24 protein-coding genes are annotated in these 12,915 nt (G+C 43.9%); all 24 read right to left on the reverse strand.

Translation table 11 applies throughout. The features are described 5' to 3' along the window. Nucleotide 1: 1 nt before the first annotated feature. The 24 genes from DMI82_RS14040 to DMI82_RS14155 all read right to left on the reverse strand — a co-directional run bounded on the left by DMI82_RS14040 (nt 2) and on the right by DMI82_RS14155 (nt 12,844). Nucleotides 2-646 (reverse strand): adenylate kinase, encoded by a 645-nt coding sequence (locus DMI82_RS14040; RefSeq protein ID WP_015526935.1) that lies wholly within the window; start codon nt 644-646, stop codon nt 2-4. A gap of 98 nt (nt 647-744) precedes the next feature. Next, nucleotides 745-2,058 carry a preprotein translocase subunit SecY gene (gene secY / locus DMI82_RS14045; protein ID WP_015526934.1) on the reverse strand — a complete coding sequence of 438 codons (1,314 nt, stop codon included), beginning with the start codon at nt 2,056-2,058 and terminating at the stop codon, nt 745-747. Beyond that, nucleotides 2,058-2,498, reverse strand: a complete 441-nt coding sequence (gene rplO / locus DMI82_RS14050; RefSeq protein WP_015526933.1) for a 50S ribosomal protein L15 — start codon at nt 2,496-2,498, stop codon at nt 2,058-2,060. The genes secY and rplO overlap by 1 nt, the downstream gene beginning before the upstream one ends. A gap of 12 nt (nt 2,499-2,510) precedes the next feature. Further along, complete coding sequence (gene rpmD, locus DMI82_RS14055) at nt 2,511-2,690, reverse strand: 50S ribosomal protein L30 (protein WP_015526932.1); 180 nt, start codon at nt 2,688-2,690, stop codon at nt 2,511-2,513. A gap of 13 nt (nt 2,691-2,703) precedes the next feature. Further along, on the reverse strand, nt 2,704-3,213 hold the full coding sequence (gene rpsE / locus DMI82_RS14060; protein ID WP_015526931.1) for a 30S ribosomal protein S5: 510 nt from the start codon (nt 3,211-3,213) through the stop codon (nt 2,704-2,706). Nucleotides 3,214-3,230: 17 nt separating this feature from the next. After that, the gene (gene rplR / locus DMI82_RS14065) at nt 3,231-3,599 is read right to left on the reverse strand and encodes a 50S ribosomal protein L18 (protein WP_015526930.1); all 369 of its coding nucleotides are present in this window, start codon (nt 3,597-3,599) and stop codon (nt 3,231-3,233) included. Nucleotides 3,600-3,616: 17 nt separating this feature from the next. Further along, nucleotides 3,617-4,156 carry a 50S ribosomal protein L6 gene (gene rplF / locus DMI82_RS14070; RefSeq protein ID WP_015526929.1) on the reverse strand — a complete coding sequence of 180 codons (540 nt, stop codon included), beginning with the start codon at nt 4,154-4,156 and terminating at the stop codon, nt 3,617-3,619. 96 nt (nt 4,157-4,252) lie between these two features. Then, on the reverse strand, nt 4,253-4,654 hold the full coding sequence (gene rpsH, locus DMI82_RS14075; RefSeq protein ID WP_015526928.1) for a 30S ribosomal protein S8: 402 nt from the start codon (nt 4,652-4,654) through the stop codon (nt 4,253-4,255). Between the two features lie 81 nt (nt 4,655-4,735). After that, entirely contained in the window at nt 4,736-4,921 is a 186-nt protein-coding gene (locus tag DMI82_RS14080; protein ID WP_015526927.1) for a type Z 30S ribosomal protein S14, read from the reverse strand. Between the two features lie 13 nt (nt 4,922-4,934). Further along, nucleotides 4,935-5,474: a 50S ribosomal protein L5 gene (gene rplE, locus DMI82_RS14085; protein WP_021650765.1), complete on the reverse strand. Its 540-nt coding sequence runs from the start codon at nt 5,472-5,474 to the stop codon at nt 4,935-4,937. 22 nt (nt 5,475-5,496) lie between these two features. Continuing rightward, nucleotides 5,497-5,808 carry a 50S ribosomal protein L24 gene (gene rplX, locus DMI82_RS14090; RefSeq protein ID WP_021650764.1) on the reverse strand — a complete coding sequence of 104 codons (312 nt, stop codon included), beginning with the start codon at nt 5,806-5,808 and terminating at the stop codon, nt 5,497-5,499. An 11-nt stretch (nt 5,809-5,819) separates the two neighbouring features. Further along, nucleotides 5,820-6,188, reverse strand: a complete 369-nt coding sequence (gene rplN, locus DMI82_RS14095) for a 50S ribosomal protein L14 (RefSeq protein ID WP_019162495.1) — start codon at nt 6,186-6,188, stop codon at nt 5,820-5,822. 13 nt (nt 6,189-6,201) lie between these two features. Further along, nucleotides 6,202-6,456: a 30S ribosomal protein S17 gene (rpsQ, locus tag DMI82_RS14100; protein WP_021650763.1), complete on the reverse strand. Its 255-nt coding sequence runs from the start codon at nt 6,454-6,456 to the stop codon at nt 6,202-6,204. Between the two features lie 17 nt (nt 6,457-6,473). Further along, nucleotides 6,474-6,683 carry a 50S ribosomal protein L29 gene (rpmC, locus tag DMI82_RS14105; RefSeq protein WP_021650762.1) on the reverse strand — a complete coding sequence of 70 codons (210 nt, stop codon included), beginning with the start codon at nt 6,681-6,683 and terminating at the stop codon, nt 6,474-6,476. After that, entirely contained in the window at nt 6,673-7,110 is a 438-nt protein-coding gene (gene rplP, locus DMI82_RS14110) for a 50S ribosomal protein L16 (protein WP_015526924.1), read from the reverse strand. The genes rpmC and rplP overlap by 11 nt, the downstream gene beginning before the upstream one ends. Next, a complete protein-coding gene (gene rpsC, locus DMI82_RS14115; RefSeq protein ID WP_015526923.1) occupies nt 7,110-7,766 on the reverse strand; it encodes a 30S ribosomal protein S3 in 657 nt (218 codons plus the stop codon). Before rpsC ends, rplP begins: the two co-directional genes overlap by 1 nt. Nucleotides 7,767-7,777: 11 nt before the next feature. Next, entirely contained in the window at nt 7,778-8,167 is a 390-nt protein-coding gene (rplV, locus tag DMI82_RS14120; RefSeq protein WP_015526922.1) for a 50S ribosomal protein L22, read from the reverse strand. Between the two features lie 86 nt (nt 8,168-8,253). Beyond that, nucleotides 8,254-8,535: a 30S ribosomal protein S19 gene (gene rpsS, locus DMI82_RS14125; RefSeq protein WP_015526921.1), complete on the reverse strand. Its 282-nt coding sequence runs from the start codon at nt 8,533-8,535 to the stop codon at nt 8,254-8,256. Nucleotides 8,536-8,550: 15 nt separating this feature from the next. After that, nucleotides 8,551-9,396 carry a 50S ribosomal protein L2 gene (gene rplB, locus DMI82_RS14130; protein WP_015526920.1) on the reverse strand — a complete coding sequence of 282 codons (846 nt, stop codon included), beginning with the start codon at nt 9,394-9,396 and terminating at the stop codon, nt 8,551-8,553. Between the two features lie 62 nt (nt 9,397-9,458). Beyond that, nucleotides 9,459-9,758: a 50S ribosomal protein L23 gene (gene rplW, locus DMI82_RS14135; protein ID WP_015526919.1), complete on the reverse strand. Its 300-nt coding sequence runs from the start codon at nt 9,756-9,758 to the stop codon at nt 9,459-9,461. Further along, nucleotides 9,758-10,378 (reverse strand): 50S ribosomal protein L4, encoded by a 621-nt coding sequence (gene rplD / locus DMI82_RS14140; protein WP_015526918.1) that lies wholly within the window; start codon nt 10,376-10,378, stop codon nt 9,758-9,760. The genes rplW and rplD overlap by 1 nt, the downstream gene beginning before the upstream one ends. Before the next feature lie 21 nt (nt 10,379-10,399). Beyond that, the gene (rplC, locus tag DMI82_RS14145; protein WP_015526917.1) at nt 10,400-11,032 is read right to left on the reverse strand and encodes a 50S ribosomal protein L3; all 633 of its coding nucleotides are present in this window, start codon (nt 11,030-11,032) and stop codon (nt 10,400-10,402) included. A gap of 65 nt (nt 11,033-11,097) precedes the next feature. Beyond that, nucleotides 11,098-11,415, reverse strand: a complete 318-nt coding sequence (gene rpsJ, locus DMI82_RS14150; protein WP_015526916.1) for a 30S ribosomal protein S10 — start codon at nt 11,413-11,415, stop codon at nt 11,098-11,100. A gap of 349 nt (nt 11,416-11,764) precedes the next feature. Continuing rightward, nucleotides 11,765-12,844 (reverse strand): hypothetical protein, encoded by a 1,080-nt coding sequence (locus tag DMI82_RS14155; protein ID WP_022427085.1) that lies wholly within the window; start codon nt 12,842-12,844, stop codon nt 11,765-11,767. Nucleotides 12,845-12,915 lie beyond the last annotated feature (71 nt).

Below are 12,915 nucleotides of genomic sequence, written 5' to 3' on the forward strand. Positions count from 1 at the left end.
CTTATTCTCCTAAGATGTCAACGATCTCCTGGAATACCTCATTCAGATCCCTGGTTCCGTCTACCGTCTTCAAAACACCCTGTGTGGTGTAATAGTCAATCAATGGCTGTGTCTGCTCATGATAAACATTCAGACGCTTCTGAACTGTTTCCGGCTTGTCATCATCACGGAGTACAAGCTTGTCACCACAGGTATCGCAGACCCCCTCTGTCTTCGGTGCTGCAAATACAACGTGATAAGTTGCACCGCATTTCACACATGCACGGCGTCCGCCCATACGTTTCACGATGTTATCATCCGGCACATCCACATCGATCGCATAGTCAATTTTGCTTCCAAGTTTGTTCAGAGCCTCTGTCAGACATTCTGCCTGCGGAATTGTTCTCGGGAAACCATCCAGAACATACCCTTCCCTTGCGTCATCCTGCTGGATTCTGTCAACAACAAGGTCGCAGGTCAGTTCATCCGGAACAAGAAGTCCCTGATCCATGTAAGTTTTTGCTTTGTTTCCAAGCTCGGTACCGTTTTTGATGTTAGCACGGAAAATATCTCCTGTGGAGATGTGCGGAATCCCATATTTCGCCGCAATTTTCTTAGCCTGAGTACCTTTACCTGCCCCCGGTGCACCCAACATAATAATTCTCATAGCATACCCTCCATTTTCCTGTTTTCTGCCTGATTTTCAGACAGTCCTGTTTACAAATCAAGGCTGCGACACTTTCGCACCGCAACCTTCATTTTCAATTAGTTCAGGAAGCCTTTGTAATTACGTACAAGCAGCTGAGATTCCACCTGCTTAACGGTCTCCAGGATAACACCTACGATGATGATGATAGATGTACCGCCGAAGGAAACATCCGCACCGAACACACCGTTGAAGAAGAACGGTATAACGGCCACGATAACAAGACCTACTGCACCTATAAATATAATATAATTCAGGATTTTAGTCAAATAATCTGAAGTCGGTTTTCCCGGACGGATGCCTGGGATAAAACCGCCCTGCTTTTTGATATTATCGGCTACTTCCAACGGATTAAAGGTAATTGATGTATAGAAGTATGCGAAGAATACGCAAAGTACCACATACACGATCAGACCCCAGCTGTACTGGATCTGACTTGGATTACACCAGTTATTGGAGGAAAGTCCTCTTAAGATCTCACTTCCGATGCCCGTTCCGTTTCCTTTGCCAGCGAACTGAGCAATGATCGACGGGAAAGACATGATAGAGGAAGCAAAAATAACCGGGATAACGCCGGCAGTATTTACCTTGAGCGGGATGTTTGTGGACTGACCGCCCATCATTTTACGTCCAACCATCTTTCTGGAATACTGAACCGGAATTCTTCTCTCTGCTCCGTTGAGGATAAGTACGAGCACTACAACAAACAGAATAATCACAGCAATGATGCAGGCTGCAAGCATTCCTTTTGCAATTGTTTTGCCCTTGACGAAGTTCTCATAAAGAAGGGACATATCACTCGGGATCCTGGACACGATATTGATAGTCAGGACGATGGAAATACCATTTCCAATGCCCTTCTCTGTAATACGCTCGCCCAGCCACATAAGCATTGCGGAACCCGCTGTTAAACTTGCAACAACTACGATTCCTTTAAGGAAGCTCATGTTCGGGATCATACCCTGACGTCCAAATCCGATTGCCATGGCAACAGACTCAAACAGAGCAAGACCAACCGTTACATAACGTGTGATTGCTGTAAGCTTTTTTCTTCCTTCTTCTCCGTCACGCTGCATCTCTTCCAGTGCCGGAATGGCAATGGTAAGAAGCTGAATGATAATGGAAGAAGTAATGTAAGGTGTGATGTTCAATGCGAAAATTGACATCTGAGTAAAGGAACCGCCGGTGAACGCATCAAAGAAATTGAATGCGTCACCGGTATTAGATTCAAACCACTGCTTAAAGAAGTCACTGTCGACTCCCGGTACAGGAAGCTGGGATCCGATTCTGATCACGAATATCATCCAGATCAGATAGAGAAGCTTTCTTCTCATTTCCTTTACTTTGAAAACACTCTTAAGAGTCTCAAACATTAGATCACCTCTACTGTACCACCAGCAGCTTCAATTTTTGTTTTTGCAGTCTCGCTGACAGCGTTTACTTTAACATTAAGTTTTTTTGTAAGCTCGCCGTTTCCAAGGATCTTAACACCATCACCGATCTTGGAGATTGCACCGCTTGCAAGTAAGCTGTCAACTGTAACCTCTGCGCCATCCTCAAAACGATTGAGAACGTCTACATTGATTGCGATAATTTCTTTAGAGTTTCTGTTAGTGAAACCTCTCTTAGGAAGACGTCTGTATAAAGGCATCTGACCTCCCTCGAATCCCGGTTTCTTATGTCCGGAACGAGCAAGCTGTCCTTTATGTCCTTTACCAGCAGTTTTGCCGTTTCCTGAACCATGTCCACGGCCTCTTCTGAAGTTATCGCTATGCTTGGAACCCTCTGCGGGTCTTAAGTTTGATAATTCCATTCTGGCACCTCCTTAATCTTCTACTTTTACCAGGTGCTGCACCTGCTGAATCATTCCTCTGGTTGCAGCGTTGTCTGGCATCTCAACTGTTTTATGCATCTTTGTAAGACCCATAGCTTTTACAGTTTTTTTGTGTTTCGGTACTGCACCGATTGGAGATTTTACCAGTGTAACCTTGATTGTATCTGCCATTTCCATATCCTCCTTAACCCAGAATCTCATCTACAGATTTTCCGCGGAGCTTTGCAACCTCTTCCGGAGTCTTTAACTGGCTCAGGCCTGCGATTGTTGCCAGAACTACGTTCTGTTTATTTCTGGAACCCATACATTTTGTACGGATGTTTTTGATACCTGCAAGCTCGATTACGGCACGTGCCGGGCCACCGGCGATAACTCCAGTACCTTCCGGAGCTCTCTTCAGAAGCATCTCAGCGCTTCCGAATTTTCCGATGAAGTCATGTGTAATGGAATTGTTCTCGTCTCTTGCAACAGTAACAAGCTTCTTCATAGCGTCCTCTTTACCTTTGCGGATCGCCTCCGGAATTTCTGCTGCTTTTCCTAAACCTGCACCAACGTGTCCATTGCCGTCACCTACAACAACTAAAGCTGTGAAACGGAAGTTACGACCACCTTTAACAACCTTGGTAACACGCTTGATTGATACTACTTTATCTTCTAACTCTAACTGACTAGCATCAATAAGATTACGTTTCATGTGTTCTTTTCCTCCTCTTAGAATTTCAGTCCAGCTTCTCTTGCTGCATCTGCCAGTGCTTTAACTTTTCCGTGGTAGATATATCCACCTCTGTCGAAAACAACGCTCTCGATACCAGCCTCAACAGCTTTTTTACCGATCACTGTTCCAACTTTTGCTGCAGCCTGTACATCATCAGTGTTCTCAAGCTCTGCTTTTACGTCCTTCTGGAGAGTAGAAGCGGATACTAAAGTTTTACCAACTGTGTCATCAATAATCTGTGCATAGATGTGCTTGTTGGAACGAAATACTGCCAGACGAGGAGTAGTTGCAGTTCCGTTTAAATGATGACGTAATCTTCTATGCTTCTTTTCGCGAATTTCGCTTCTGGATGCTTTGTTAATCATATTCTCACTCTCCTTAATTATTTCTTACCGGTCTTACCGACTTTACGTCTGATAACTTCGTCAACGTACTTGATTCCCTTGCCCTTGTATGGCTCAGGTCTTCTCTTGTCTCTGATCTCAGCTGCGTACTGGCCAACTTTTTCTTTGCTGATACCAGATACGATGATCTTGTTTCCATCAACTGTGGACTCAAGACCTTCTGGATCTTCCATCTCTACCGGGTGAGAATATCCGAGGTTAAGTACAAGTTTCTTGCCCTGCTTAGCAGCTCTGTAACCAACACCGTTAACCTCAAGCTCTTTTTTGTATCCTTCGCTTACACCAACAACCATGTTGTGGATAAGGCTTCTTGTTAAGCCGTGAAGGGCTTTGATTCTCTTTAAGTCGTTCGGTCTTGTTACAACTACATGACCGTCTTCAACTTTGATCTCTAACTCTGTCGGGAGTGCTCTCTCAAGTGTTCCCTTAGGTCCTTTTACTGTTACAACGTTTCCATCTGCGACTGTAACCTCAACGCCAGCTGGAATTGCAACCGGAAGTCTTCCGATTCGTGACATAAATTTGTCCTCCTTACTTAGATTGTCGGAGAGGGCCCATGCCCTCTCTGTTTTCAGTTTAAAAGCTATATGACTGCTTCGTTAAGCGGCTTTGGCCTACCAAACGAATGCAAGTACCTCGCCACCAACCTGAAGCTTACGAGCCTCTTTGTCAGTGATAACGCCTTTGTTTGTGGAAAGGATTGCGATACCAAGTCCACCAAGAACCTTCGGAAGCTCATCCTTGCCTGCGTATACACGAAGACCTGGTTTGGAGATTCTCTTAAGTCCTGTGATGATCTTCTGGTTTTTGTCCTCACCATATTTCAGTGTGATGTGAAGAGTTTTAACAACTCCATCCTCAACCAGATCATATTTTGCGATGTATCCCTCATCTACAAGGATGTTTGCGATAGCAATTTTCATCTTGGATGCCGGTACGTCTACAGTGTCATGTTTTGCAGTATTTGCGTTACGGATTCTTGTAAGCATATCTGCGATCGGATCGCTCATTGTCATGTAAGTTTCCTCCTCTTTCTTCAGACTTTACATGTCGTGTGAATATTATTTAAATGATTAAAAAGTTGCTTTCGCCTCGACCTACCAGGAAGCTTTCTTAACACCCGGGATCTGACCTTTGTATGCCAGCTCACGGAAGCAGATTCTGCAAATTCCGTATTTTCTCAGGTATGCATGTGGACGGCCACAGATTCTGCAGCGAGTATACTCTCTTGTGGAGAATTTAGCTTTACGCTGCTGTTTAATTTTCATTGCTGTCTTAGCCATGAATCTTTTCCTCCTATTTAGCAAATGGCATGTTGAATAATGTCAGTAATTCGCGTGCCTCTTCATCTGTTTTAGCAGTTGTAACGAAGATAACGTCCATTCCTCTTACTTTATCAACCTTATCGTACTCAACCTCTGGGAAGATCAGCTGCTCTTTGATACCAAGAGCATAGTTTCCTCTGCCGTCGAATGCGTTCGGGTTAACACCACGGAAGTCACGTACACGTGGAAGAGCAAGGTTGATAAGACGATCAGCGAACTCATACATCTTCTCGCCTCTCAGAGTAACTTTACATCCGATCGGCATACCCTCTCTGATTTTGAAGTTAGCGACAGATTTTTTAGCTTTTGTAGCGATTGCTTTCTGTCCTGTAACAAGTTCCATATCTGCGATTGCAGCGTCAAGAAGTTTAGCGTTCTCTTTTGCCTCGCCAACACCCATGTTAACAACGATTTTCTCGAGTTTTGGCACTTCCATTACGTTTTTGTATCCGAATTTCTTGGTCATGGCATCCATGATCTCGTTCTTGTAAAGATCTTTTAATCTACTCACCTTTATATGCCTCCTCTCTTAATTAATCGATTGTCTTTCCTGTTGCTTTGGCAACACGAACTTTTTTGTCTCCATCCATCTTGAATCCAACTCTTGTAGCTTTTCCGTCTACAACGAGCATTACGTTGGAGATATGAAGCGGAGCTTCTTTTGTCACGATTCCACCGTTCTGATTAGCTGCGGACGGTTTAGCGTGCTTTGTAACCATGTTTACGTTCTCAACAACTACTGTGTTGTCTTTTACGTTAACTGCAAGGACCTTTCCGTCCTTACCTTTATCTTTTCCAGCGATTACCTTTACAGTATCACCTTTTTTAATTTTCATAGCTGACATTCGGCACCCTCCTATAATACTTCCGGAGCTAAGGAAACGATCTTCATGAATTTCTTCTCACGAAGCTCTCTGGCAACTGGTCCAAAGATACGTGTTCCTCTCGGAGTTAAGTCATCCTTGATAATTACGGCAGCATTTTCATCGAAACGGATGTAAGATCCGTCTTTACGACGAGCGCCTTTTTTAGTTCTAACAACTACAGCTTTAACAACGTCACCTTTTTTAACAACGCCGCCTGGTGTTGCATCTTTAACCGTAGCAACGATTGTGTCACCGATGTTTGCATATCTTCTTGTAGAGCCGCCCATAACACGAATACAAAGGATTTCTTTTGCACCAGTGTTGTCGGCAACTTTCAGTCTAGTTTCCTGCTGAATCATACTGGTTTCCTCCTTATTTAGCTTTCTCTACGATCTCAACCAGTCTCCATCTCTTGTCCTTGGACAGCGGTCTGGTCTCCATTACCTTAACGGTATCTCCGATGTTGCACTCATTGTTCTCGTCATGAGCTTTTAATTTATATGTTCTCTTCACGATTTTTTTGTAAAGAGGATGTTTTACATGGTCTTCAATTGCAACTACGATGGTCTTATCCATTTTGTCGCTGATAACCTTACCCACGCGGGTTTTTCTCAGATTTCTTTCCACGATTATGTCCTCCTGTCCTATTTGGAAGCGTTTGCCTGCTCAGTGATTACTGTCTGGATTCTGGCAATATTTTTACGAACCTCTTTGATTCGTCCTGTATTGTCTAACTGGTTTGTTGCATTCTGAAATCTCAGATTGAAAAGCTCTTTTTTAGCAGCTACTAATTCTTCATTCAGTTCTGCAACTGACTTTGCTTTTAAATCTTCCACGAACTTATTAATTTTCACTGTTATCACCGCCTTCTAAGTCTGCACGAGAAACGATTTTACATTTACATGGTAACTTGTGCATTGCAAGACGTAATGCTTCACGGGCAACCTCTTCGGACACGCCTGCAATCTCAAACATAACACGACCTGGTTTTACTACTGCTACCCAGTACTCCAGAGCGCCTTTTCCGGAACCCATTCGAGTCTCAGCTGGTTTAGCTGTTACCGGTTTATCCGGGAAAATCTTAATCCAAACTTTACCGCCACGTTTGATGTAACGGGTCATAGCAACACGGGCTGCCTCGATCTGATTAGATCTGATCCAACATGGCTCAGTAGCAACAAGACCGAAATCACCATAGTTGATAACATTGCCTCTAAGGGCTTTTCCTCTCATGGAGCCACGGAATTGTTTACGACGTTTTACTCTTTTTGGCATTAACATTATTTATCGCTCCCTTCCTTAGTTCCTTTTGTCGGAAGAATCTCACCATTGTAGATCCATGCCTTAACACCAACTTTACCGTATGTGGTGTCTGCTTCCGCAAAGCCATAGTCGATATCTGCACGAAGTGTCTGAAGCGGGATTGTTCCCTCGCTGTAGAACTCTGTACGAGCCATATCAGCTCCGCCGAGACGTCCGGATACGGAAGTCTTGATTCCCTTAGCGCCAGCCTTCATTGTTCTCTGCATTGTGGACTTCATAGCACGTCTGAAGGAAATACGATTCTCAAGCTGAAGAGCAATGTTCTCAGCAACCAGCTGTGCATCTTTGTCCGGTCTCTTAACTTCTTTGATGTCAACGATAAGCTTCTTGTCTGTGTATTTCTGAAGCTCAGCTTTAACTTTCTCGATCTCTGCGCCGCCCTTACCGATTACGATACCAGGTTTTGCTGTGTAGATGATGATCTTAACTCTGTCAGATGCTCTCTCGATCTCGATTTTGGAAACACCTGCGCTGTATAATTTCTTTTTAAGGAATGTTCTGATGTTGTAGTCTTCTACCAGGTAGTCAGCAAACTTGTCTTCTGCATACCATCTGGAATCCCAATCCTTGATAACTCCGACTCTAAGGCCATGCGGATTAACTTTCTGTCCCATGCTTTTCCTCCTTACCTTTCATCAAGCACAACTGTGATATGGCTAGTTCTCTTCTCGATTCTGTAAGCTCTACCCTGTGCTCTCGGCTGAATTCTCTTCATTGTAGGTCCCTTATCTGCATAGCATGCTGCAACATAAAGGTTGTCTGCGTTCATTCCGTTGTTGTTCTCAGCGTTTGCTACTGCTGACTCAAGCAGTTTTTTGATCACGCTGGAAGCGTATCTCGGATTGTATGTCAGGATACCAAGTGCTGTCTGTACATCTTTGCCACGGATCGCATCTAATACGTAGCAGGCTTTCTGAACAGAAATTCTTGCATAAGATAACTTTGCAGACGGCCTTGTCTCTCTATTATTCTCATTTCTGGCTCTCTTTATCTGGCTTCTATGTCCTTTTGCCATCTTAAAGTGCCTCCTTTCTTAAATTCGATATCTAAGTTATCTGCCAGCTGTCTTAAATTGACAGCGGGCAGTTATAAATCTGATGACTAGCGTACTCCGGACTTCTTCTCGTCTTTTCCGTGTCCTCTGTAAGTTCTTGTTGCAACGAACTCACCAAGTTTGTGTCCTACCATATCCTCTGTGATATATACCGGCACATGTTTTCTTCCGTCATGAACAGCGATTGTGTGTCCTACGAAAGACGGGAAGATTGTGGAACGGCGAGACCAAGTTTTGATTACGGATTTATCATTTGCAGCGTTAAGAGCGTCTACTTTTTTAAGTAAGCTCTGGTCTGCAAAAGGTCCTTTTTTCAGTGAACGAGACATGCTTTCTCCTCCTTATTATTTCGATAATGCTTTTCCATCGCGTCTTCTTACGATGTACTTGTTGGACTGTTTGTTTTTCTTTCTGGTCTTCAGGCCGAGAGCAGGTTTGCCCCACGGTGTGCAAGGACCTGGGCGTCCGATACCGGTCTTACCTTCACCACCACCATGTGGATGGTCATTCGGGTTCATTACGGAACCACGAACTGTAGGTCTGATACCCATGTTACGTTTACGTCCGGCTTTACCGATGTTAATAAGGTTGTGATCTCCGTTTCCGATTACACCAACAGTTGCGCGGCATACGATCGGAACCATTCTCATCTCACCGGAAGGAAGACGAAGTGTTGCGTACTTTCCTTCTTTAGCCATGAGCTGTGCGCCGTTTCCTGCAGAACGAACCATCTGTCCGCCTTTTCCAGGATGAAGCTCAATGTTGTGAACCATAGTACCAACCGGGATAAGCTCCAGTGGGAGGCAGTTTCCAACACGAACCTCAGCTTCCGGACCATTGTAAACCTTCTGGCCTACTTTAAGTCCCTCTGGAGCGAGGATGTAAGCTTTCTCGCCATCTGCGTAGCAGATCAGAGCGATGTTAGCTGTTCTGTTCGGATCGTACTCGATTGTTTTAACTGTTGCAGGGATTCCATCTTTTCTTCTCTTGAAGTCGATGATTCTGTATTTTCTTCTGCTTCCGCCACCCTGATGTCTTACAGTGATCTTACCCTGATTGTTACGTCCAGCGTTCTTCTTAAGGGAAGTAACGAGGGATTTCTCTGGTTTTGCAGCTGTAATCTCAGAGAAGTCGGAACCAGTCATATGTCTTCTTGACGGTGTATATGGGTTATAGCTTTTGATTCCCATGATGTTTCTCCTTTCGAATTTGTTCTCGTGCTTTCGTGCACATATTCGGACTTATCTGTTAATTAAAGTCCCTCAAAAATCTCGATATCTTTGCTCTCTTCTGTAAGAGCTACGATAGCTTTTTTAGTCTTAGCAGTTTTTCCAACTACCATTCCACGGCGTTTTTTCTTTCCATCACTGTTGATGGTGTTTACGCTCTTAACTTTTGTTCCCTCGAACATCTTCTCAACAGCCTCTTTGATCTGAGTCTTGTTAGCTTCCGGATGTACAAGGAATGTATATTTCTTCTCACCCATGTCTGCCATGGATTTCTCTGTGATAACCGGACGGATGATTACGTCATAGTACTGAATACTTGCCATTATGCGTATACCTCCTCGATAGATGCAACGGCATCCTTTGTAACAACTACGGTGTTGTGTTTCATAACATCGTATGTGTTGATTGTAGCCGGTGTTGCAGTTTCCACGTCAGCGATGTTTCTTGCAGAAAGAACTACGTTCTGATCGTTGTCAGCTGTGATTACAAGAGCTTTCTCTGCTTTCAGGTTTGTAAGAACCTTCTGCATCTCTTTTGTCTTAACCTCAGCAAGTGCAAGGCTGTCAACAACAACAAGTTTATTATCCTGAACCTTGGATGTCAGAGCGGATTTAAGAGCTGCTCTTCTTTCCTTCTTGTTCATTTTCACTTCATAATCTCTCGGAACCGGAGCGAATACAACACCGCCGCCTGTCCACTGTGGTGCACGGATGGAACCCTGTCTTGCATGACCTGTTCCTTTCTGTCTCCACGGTTTTCTTCCGCCGCCTCTTACCTCAGAACGAGTTTTCGCTTTCTGAGTTCCCTGACGGTTATTTGCAAGCTGACGAACAACTGCAAGATGAACGAGATGCTCGTTGATCTCAACGCCGAATACTGCGTCATTCAGCTCCATTGTGCCAACTTCATTGCCTTCCATATTATAAACAGTTACATTAGCCATTCTGATGCTCCTCCTTTCCTATTATAAGGACTTTACTGTCTCTTTGATTGTAACCAAAGATTTCTTAGGTCCTGGAACAGCACCCTTAACTAACAGTAAGTTATTTTCTGTATCTACACGTACGATCTCAAGATTCTGAACAGTTACCTGAACATGTCCCATGTGACCTGGCATATGTTTTCCTTTGAAAACCTTGCTCGGATCGGAGCAAGCGCCGTTGGAACCTGCATGACGATGATATTTAGAACCGTGAGCCATAGGTCCTCTGGACTGGCCATGTCTCTTGATGGCGCCCTGGAAGCCTTTACCTTTGGAAACTGCAGTAGCATCGATATGATCTCCTGCTGCAAAGATATCAGCCTTGATCTCCTGTCCAACCTCATACTCGCCGGCATTGTCAAATCTGAACTCTTTTACAAATCTCTTTACAGCTACACCAGCTTTGTCAAAGTGGCCTTTCTCCGGTTTGTTGACCAGTTTCTCTCTGATCTCGCCGAAGCCAACCTGAACTGATGTGTATCCATCGTTCTCCTCAGTTTTAACCTGAGTTACAACGCAAGGACCTGCCTGTAAAACAGTTACCGGAATTAACATTCCATCTTCATTGAAGATCTGAGTCATTCCGACTTTAGTAGCTAAAATAGCTTTCTTCATTTCTTTCTTCCTCCTTATAGCGGATTACCATTCGGTAATCATATAGTTAATGTCAAATGACATTATTAGCGGTTTTTCATCTTGATATCGATGTGAACACCAGCCGGCATTTCCAGTCTGGAAAGTGCATCTACTGTTTTCTGAGTTGGTGTCAGGATATCGATAAGTCTCTTATGTGTTCTCTGCTCAAACTGCTCTCTGGAATCTTTGTATTTATGAACAGCTCTTAAGATTGTAACAACCTCTTTCTTAGTAGGAAGCGGAACCGGTCCACTTACCATTGCTCCGTTCTTCTTTACTGTCTCGATGATTTTTGCTGCAGATGCATCAACGAGCTGATGATCATATGCCTTTAATGTGATTCTCATTACCTGATTTGCCATAAAAAAAGTCTCCTCCTATTCGTACTTATATAGCAGTACGACAAGCGGCGACTGTACACATCTCCGTGTGTGTCATGGTATATTTACACACACGTCCCATCCCAAGATGGTTATTGAACTTTGTACAGTGACTTGTCGTCAGTTTCCTAACTTGACATTCGCTCCACGGAAAACCTGCCAGTGTGGCAGCAACCTCACGCTTCATAGCTATCAATGTCACAGCAAGGATTAGTATATACGATGATTCTTCAGAATGCAAGCCTTTTTTTAATTTTTTTTGATTTTTTTTAAAAAAGAAGAAAATGGCTCATTTCTGAGCCATTTTCTTCTTATATAATAGGTATTTATTTTATTCTTCCATATCGTCCACATCACCACTGATGATATCCGAGTAATCAAACAGTGTAACCTTCGTGATGTCATCCTTAACGATATCCGGTGCATCACCGGCCTTTTTTACGCGGCTTGCAAGCTGCGCTGCGGAATAAGACGGCATCGCAAGGCTTCCAATGGTAACCGGCTCCTCTTCCTCTTCCGGAACCTCTTCGACCTTTCCGGCCGGATGCGGCTTTCTGTTTTCTTCAACCGTACGTTCTGCCATTTCCAGTCTGGAAAGCATATCTGCTTCTTCTGAAGTGGCTGCTGCAATCTCTTTCTTAAGTTCCGCATGAGCTTCACTTGCGGCAGTCTGTGCAGTCTGCTGTATGGCAGCCTTCTTTTTATTCTCCGAATAGCCTGTAACATCCTCTTCGTCAATCTCATCTACGAAACCGCCCGTACGGACCTTACGCTTATCTGCTTTTTTATTTTTGTGTTTTCGTGCCTTTTCTTCCTGAATGATCTCTTTTTCTTCTTCCTTCATTCTTCTGGCACGTGCTTTTTCTTCCTGCTTCAGTTCTTTCCTGGACTTCACATAACCCGGTTCCGGATCGTTCACATCTTCCTCAATATCATCCGGCTCTTTCTTCCAGAGTTCTGCGATCACATACAGGATGATCAGGAACAATACGACCAGACCAAGAATGATCAGGCCTTCAATACTTTCTGTAGCCACCATAAGATATCCCACATAGCCAATGGTAACTACAACTTTTGGAACATAATCTCCAACCTTAATGGTAAAAGTCTTTCCTCCGGAAACGGACTGATCTGTTACTGTTCCGGTTCCCTTGGAGGCATCGAGATTGGTGATCGTATATTTATATGTCTCGGAATCTTTCTGTACAAGGATCGGAGTACCTGCGCTGATCGCAGAACTCTTCTCCGGGATCGCATATGTAACAGATCCGACTGGGAGGTTCGTTGCCTTATCGGATTTATCCACGATCACTGTTCTCACCCCGAAGAACGGCGGAAGAACAAGTCCCAGTACACAGATCAGTGTGCATATCACAACAAAATGTACGATAAATTTCAATACTTTTGACATAGGTAATCTTCCTCTTTCATATTTGTAGGTACTTTGAAGCGGAAAGGGATACAGCGGGAATCGGTCTTCCT

The sequence above is a fragment of the Blautia sp. BCRC 81119 genome, from assembly GCF_003184505.1.
Taxonomy (GTDB): domain Bacteria; phylum Bacillota; class Clostridia; order Lachnospirales; family Lachnospiraceae; genus Blautia_A; species Blautia_A fusiformis.

Excerpts from the sequence above, each read along its gene's own strand:
- rpsS (WP_015526921.1), bottom strand. The coding sequence starts at position 8,535 with ATGTCTCGTTCACTGAAAAAAGGACCTTTTGCAGACCAGAGCTTACTT.
- rpsC (WP_015526923.1), bottom strand. The coding sequence starts at position 7,766 with ATGGGACAGAAAGTTAATCCGCATGGCCTTAGAGTCGGAGTTATCAAG.
- rplV (WP_015526922.1), bottom strand. The coding sequence starts at position 8,167 with ATGGCAAAAGGACATAGAAGCCAGATAAAGAGAGCCAGAAATGAGAAT.
- rplP (WP_015526924.1), bottom strand. The coding sequence starts at position 7,110 with ATGTTAATGCCAAAAAGAGTAAAACGTCGTAAACAATTCCGTGGCTCC.
- rplW (WP_015526919.1), bottom strand. The coding sequence starts at position 9,758 with ATGGCAAGTATTCAGTACTATGACGTAATCATCCGTCCGGTTATCACA.
- DMI82_RS14080 (WP_015526927.1), bottom strand. The coding sequence starts at position 4,921 with ATGGCTAAGACAGCAATGAAAATTAAACAGCAGCGTAAAGCTAAATTC.
- rpmD (WP_015526932.1), bottom strand. The coding sequence starts at position 2,690 with ATGGCAGATACAATCAAGGTTACACTGGTAAAATCTCCAATCGGTGCA.
- rplC (WP_015526917.1), bottom strand. The coding sequence starts at position 11,032 with ATGAAGAAAGCTATTTTAGCTACTAAAGTCGGAATGACTCAGATCTTC.
- rplN (WP_019162495.1), bottom strand. The coding sequence starts at position 6,188 with ATGATTCAGCAGGAAACTAGACTGAAAGTTGCCGACAACACTGGTGCA.
- rpsJ (WP_015526916.1), bottom strand. The coding sequence starts at position 11,415 with ATGGCAAATCAGGTAATGAGAATCACATTAAAGGCATATGATCATCAG.
- rplD (WP_015526918.1), bottom strand. The coding sequence starts at position 10,378 with ATGGCTAATGTAACTGTTTATAATATGGAAGGCAATGAAGTTGGCACA.
- rplX (WP_021650764.1), bottom strand. The coding sequence starts at position 5,808 with ATGTCAGCTATGAAAATTAAAAAAGGTGATACTGTAAAGGTAATCGCT.
- rpsH (WP_015526928.1), bottom strand. The coding sequence starts at position 4,654 with ATGACAATGAGCGATCCGATCGCAGATATGCTTACAAGAATCCGTAAC.
- rplF (WP_015526929.1), bottom strand. The coding sequence starts at position 4,156 with ATGTCACGAATCGGAAGACTTCCGGTTGCAATTCCAGCTGGCGTTGAG.
- rplO (WP_015526933.1), bottom strand. The coding sequence starts at position 2,498 with ATGGAATTATCAAACTTAAGACCCGCAGAGGGTTCCAAGCATAGCGAT.
- secY (WP_015526934.1), bottom strand. The coding sequence starts at position 2,058 with ATGTTTGAGACTCTTAAGAGTGTTTTCAAAGTAAAGGAAATGAGAAGA.
- rplR (WP_015526930.1), bottom strand. The coding sequence starts at position 3,599 with ATGATTAACAAAGCATCCAGAAGCGAAATTCGCGAAAAGAAGCATAGA.
- rplB (WP_015526920.1), bottom strand. The coding sequence starts at position 9,396 with ATGGGAATCAAAAGCTATAACCCATATACACCGTCAAGAAGACATATG.
- rpsE (WP_015526931.1), bottom strand. The coding sequence starts at position 3,213 with ATGAAACGTAATCTTATTGATGCTAGTCAGTTAGAGTTAGAAGATAAA.
- DMI82_RS14040 (WP_015526935.1), bottom strand. The coding sequence starts at position 646 with ATGAGAATTATTATGTTGGGTGCACCGGGGGCAGGTAAAGGTACTCAG.
- DMI82_RS14155 (WP_022427085.1), bottom strand. The coding sequence starts at position 12,844 with ATGTCAAAAGTATTGAAATTTATCGTACATTTTGTTGTGATATGCACA.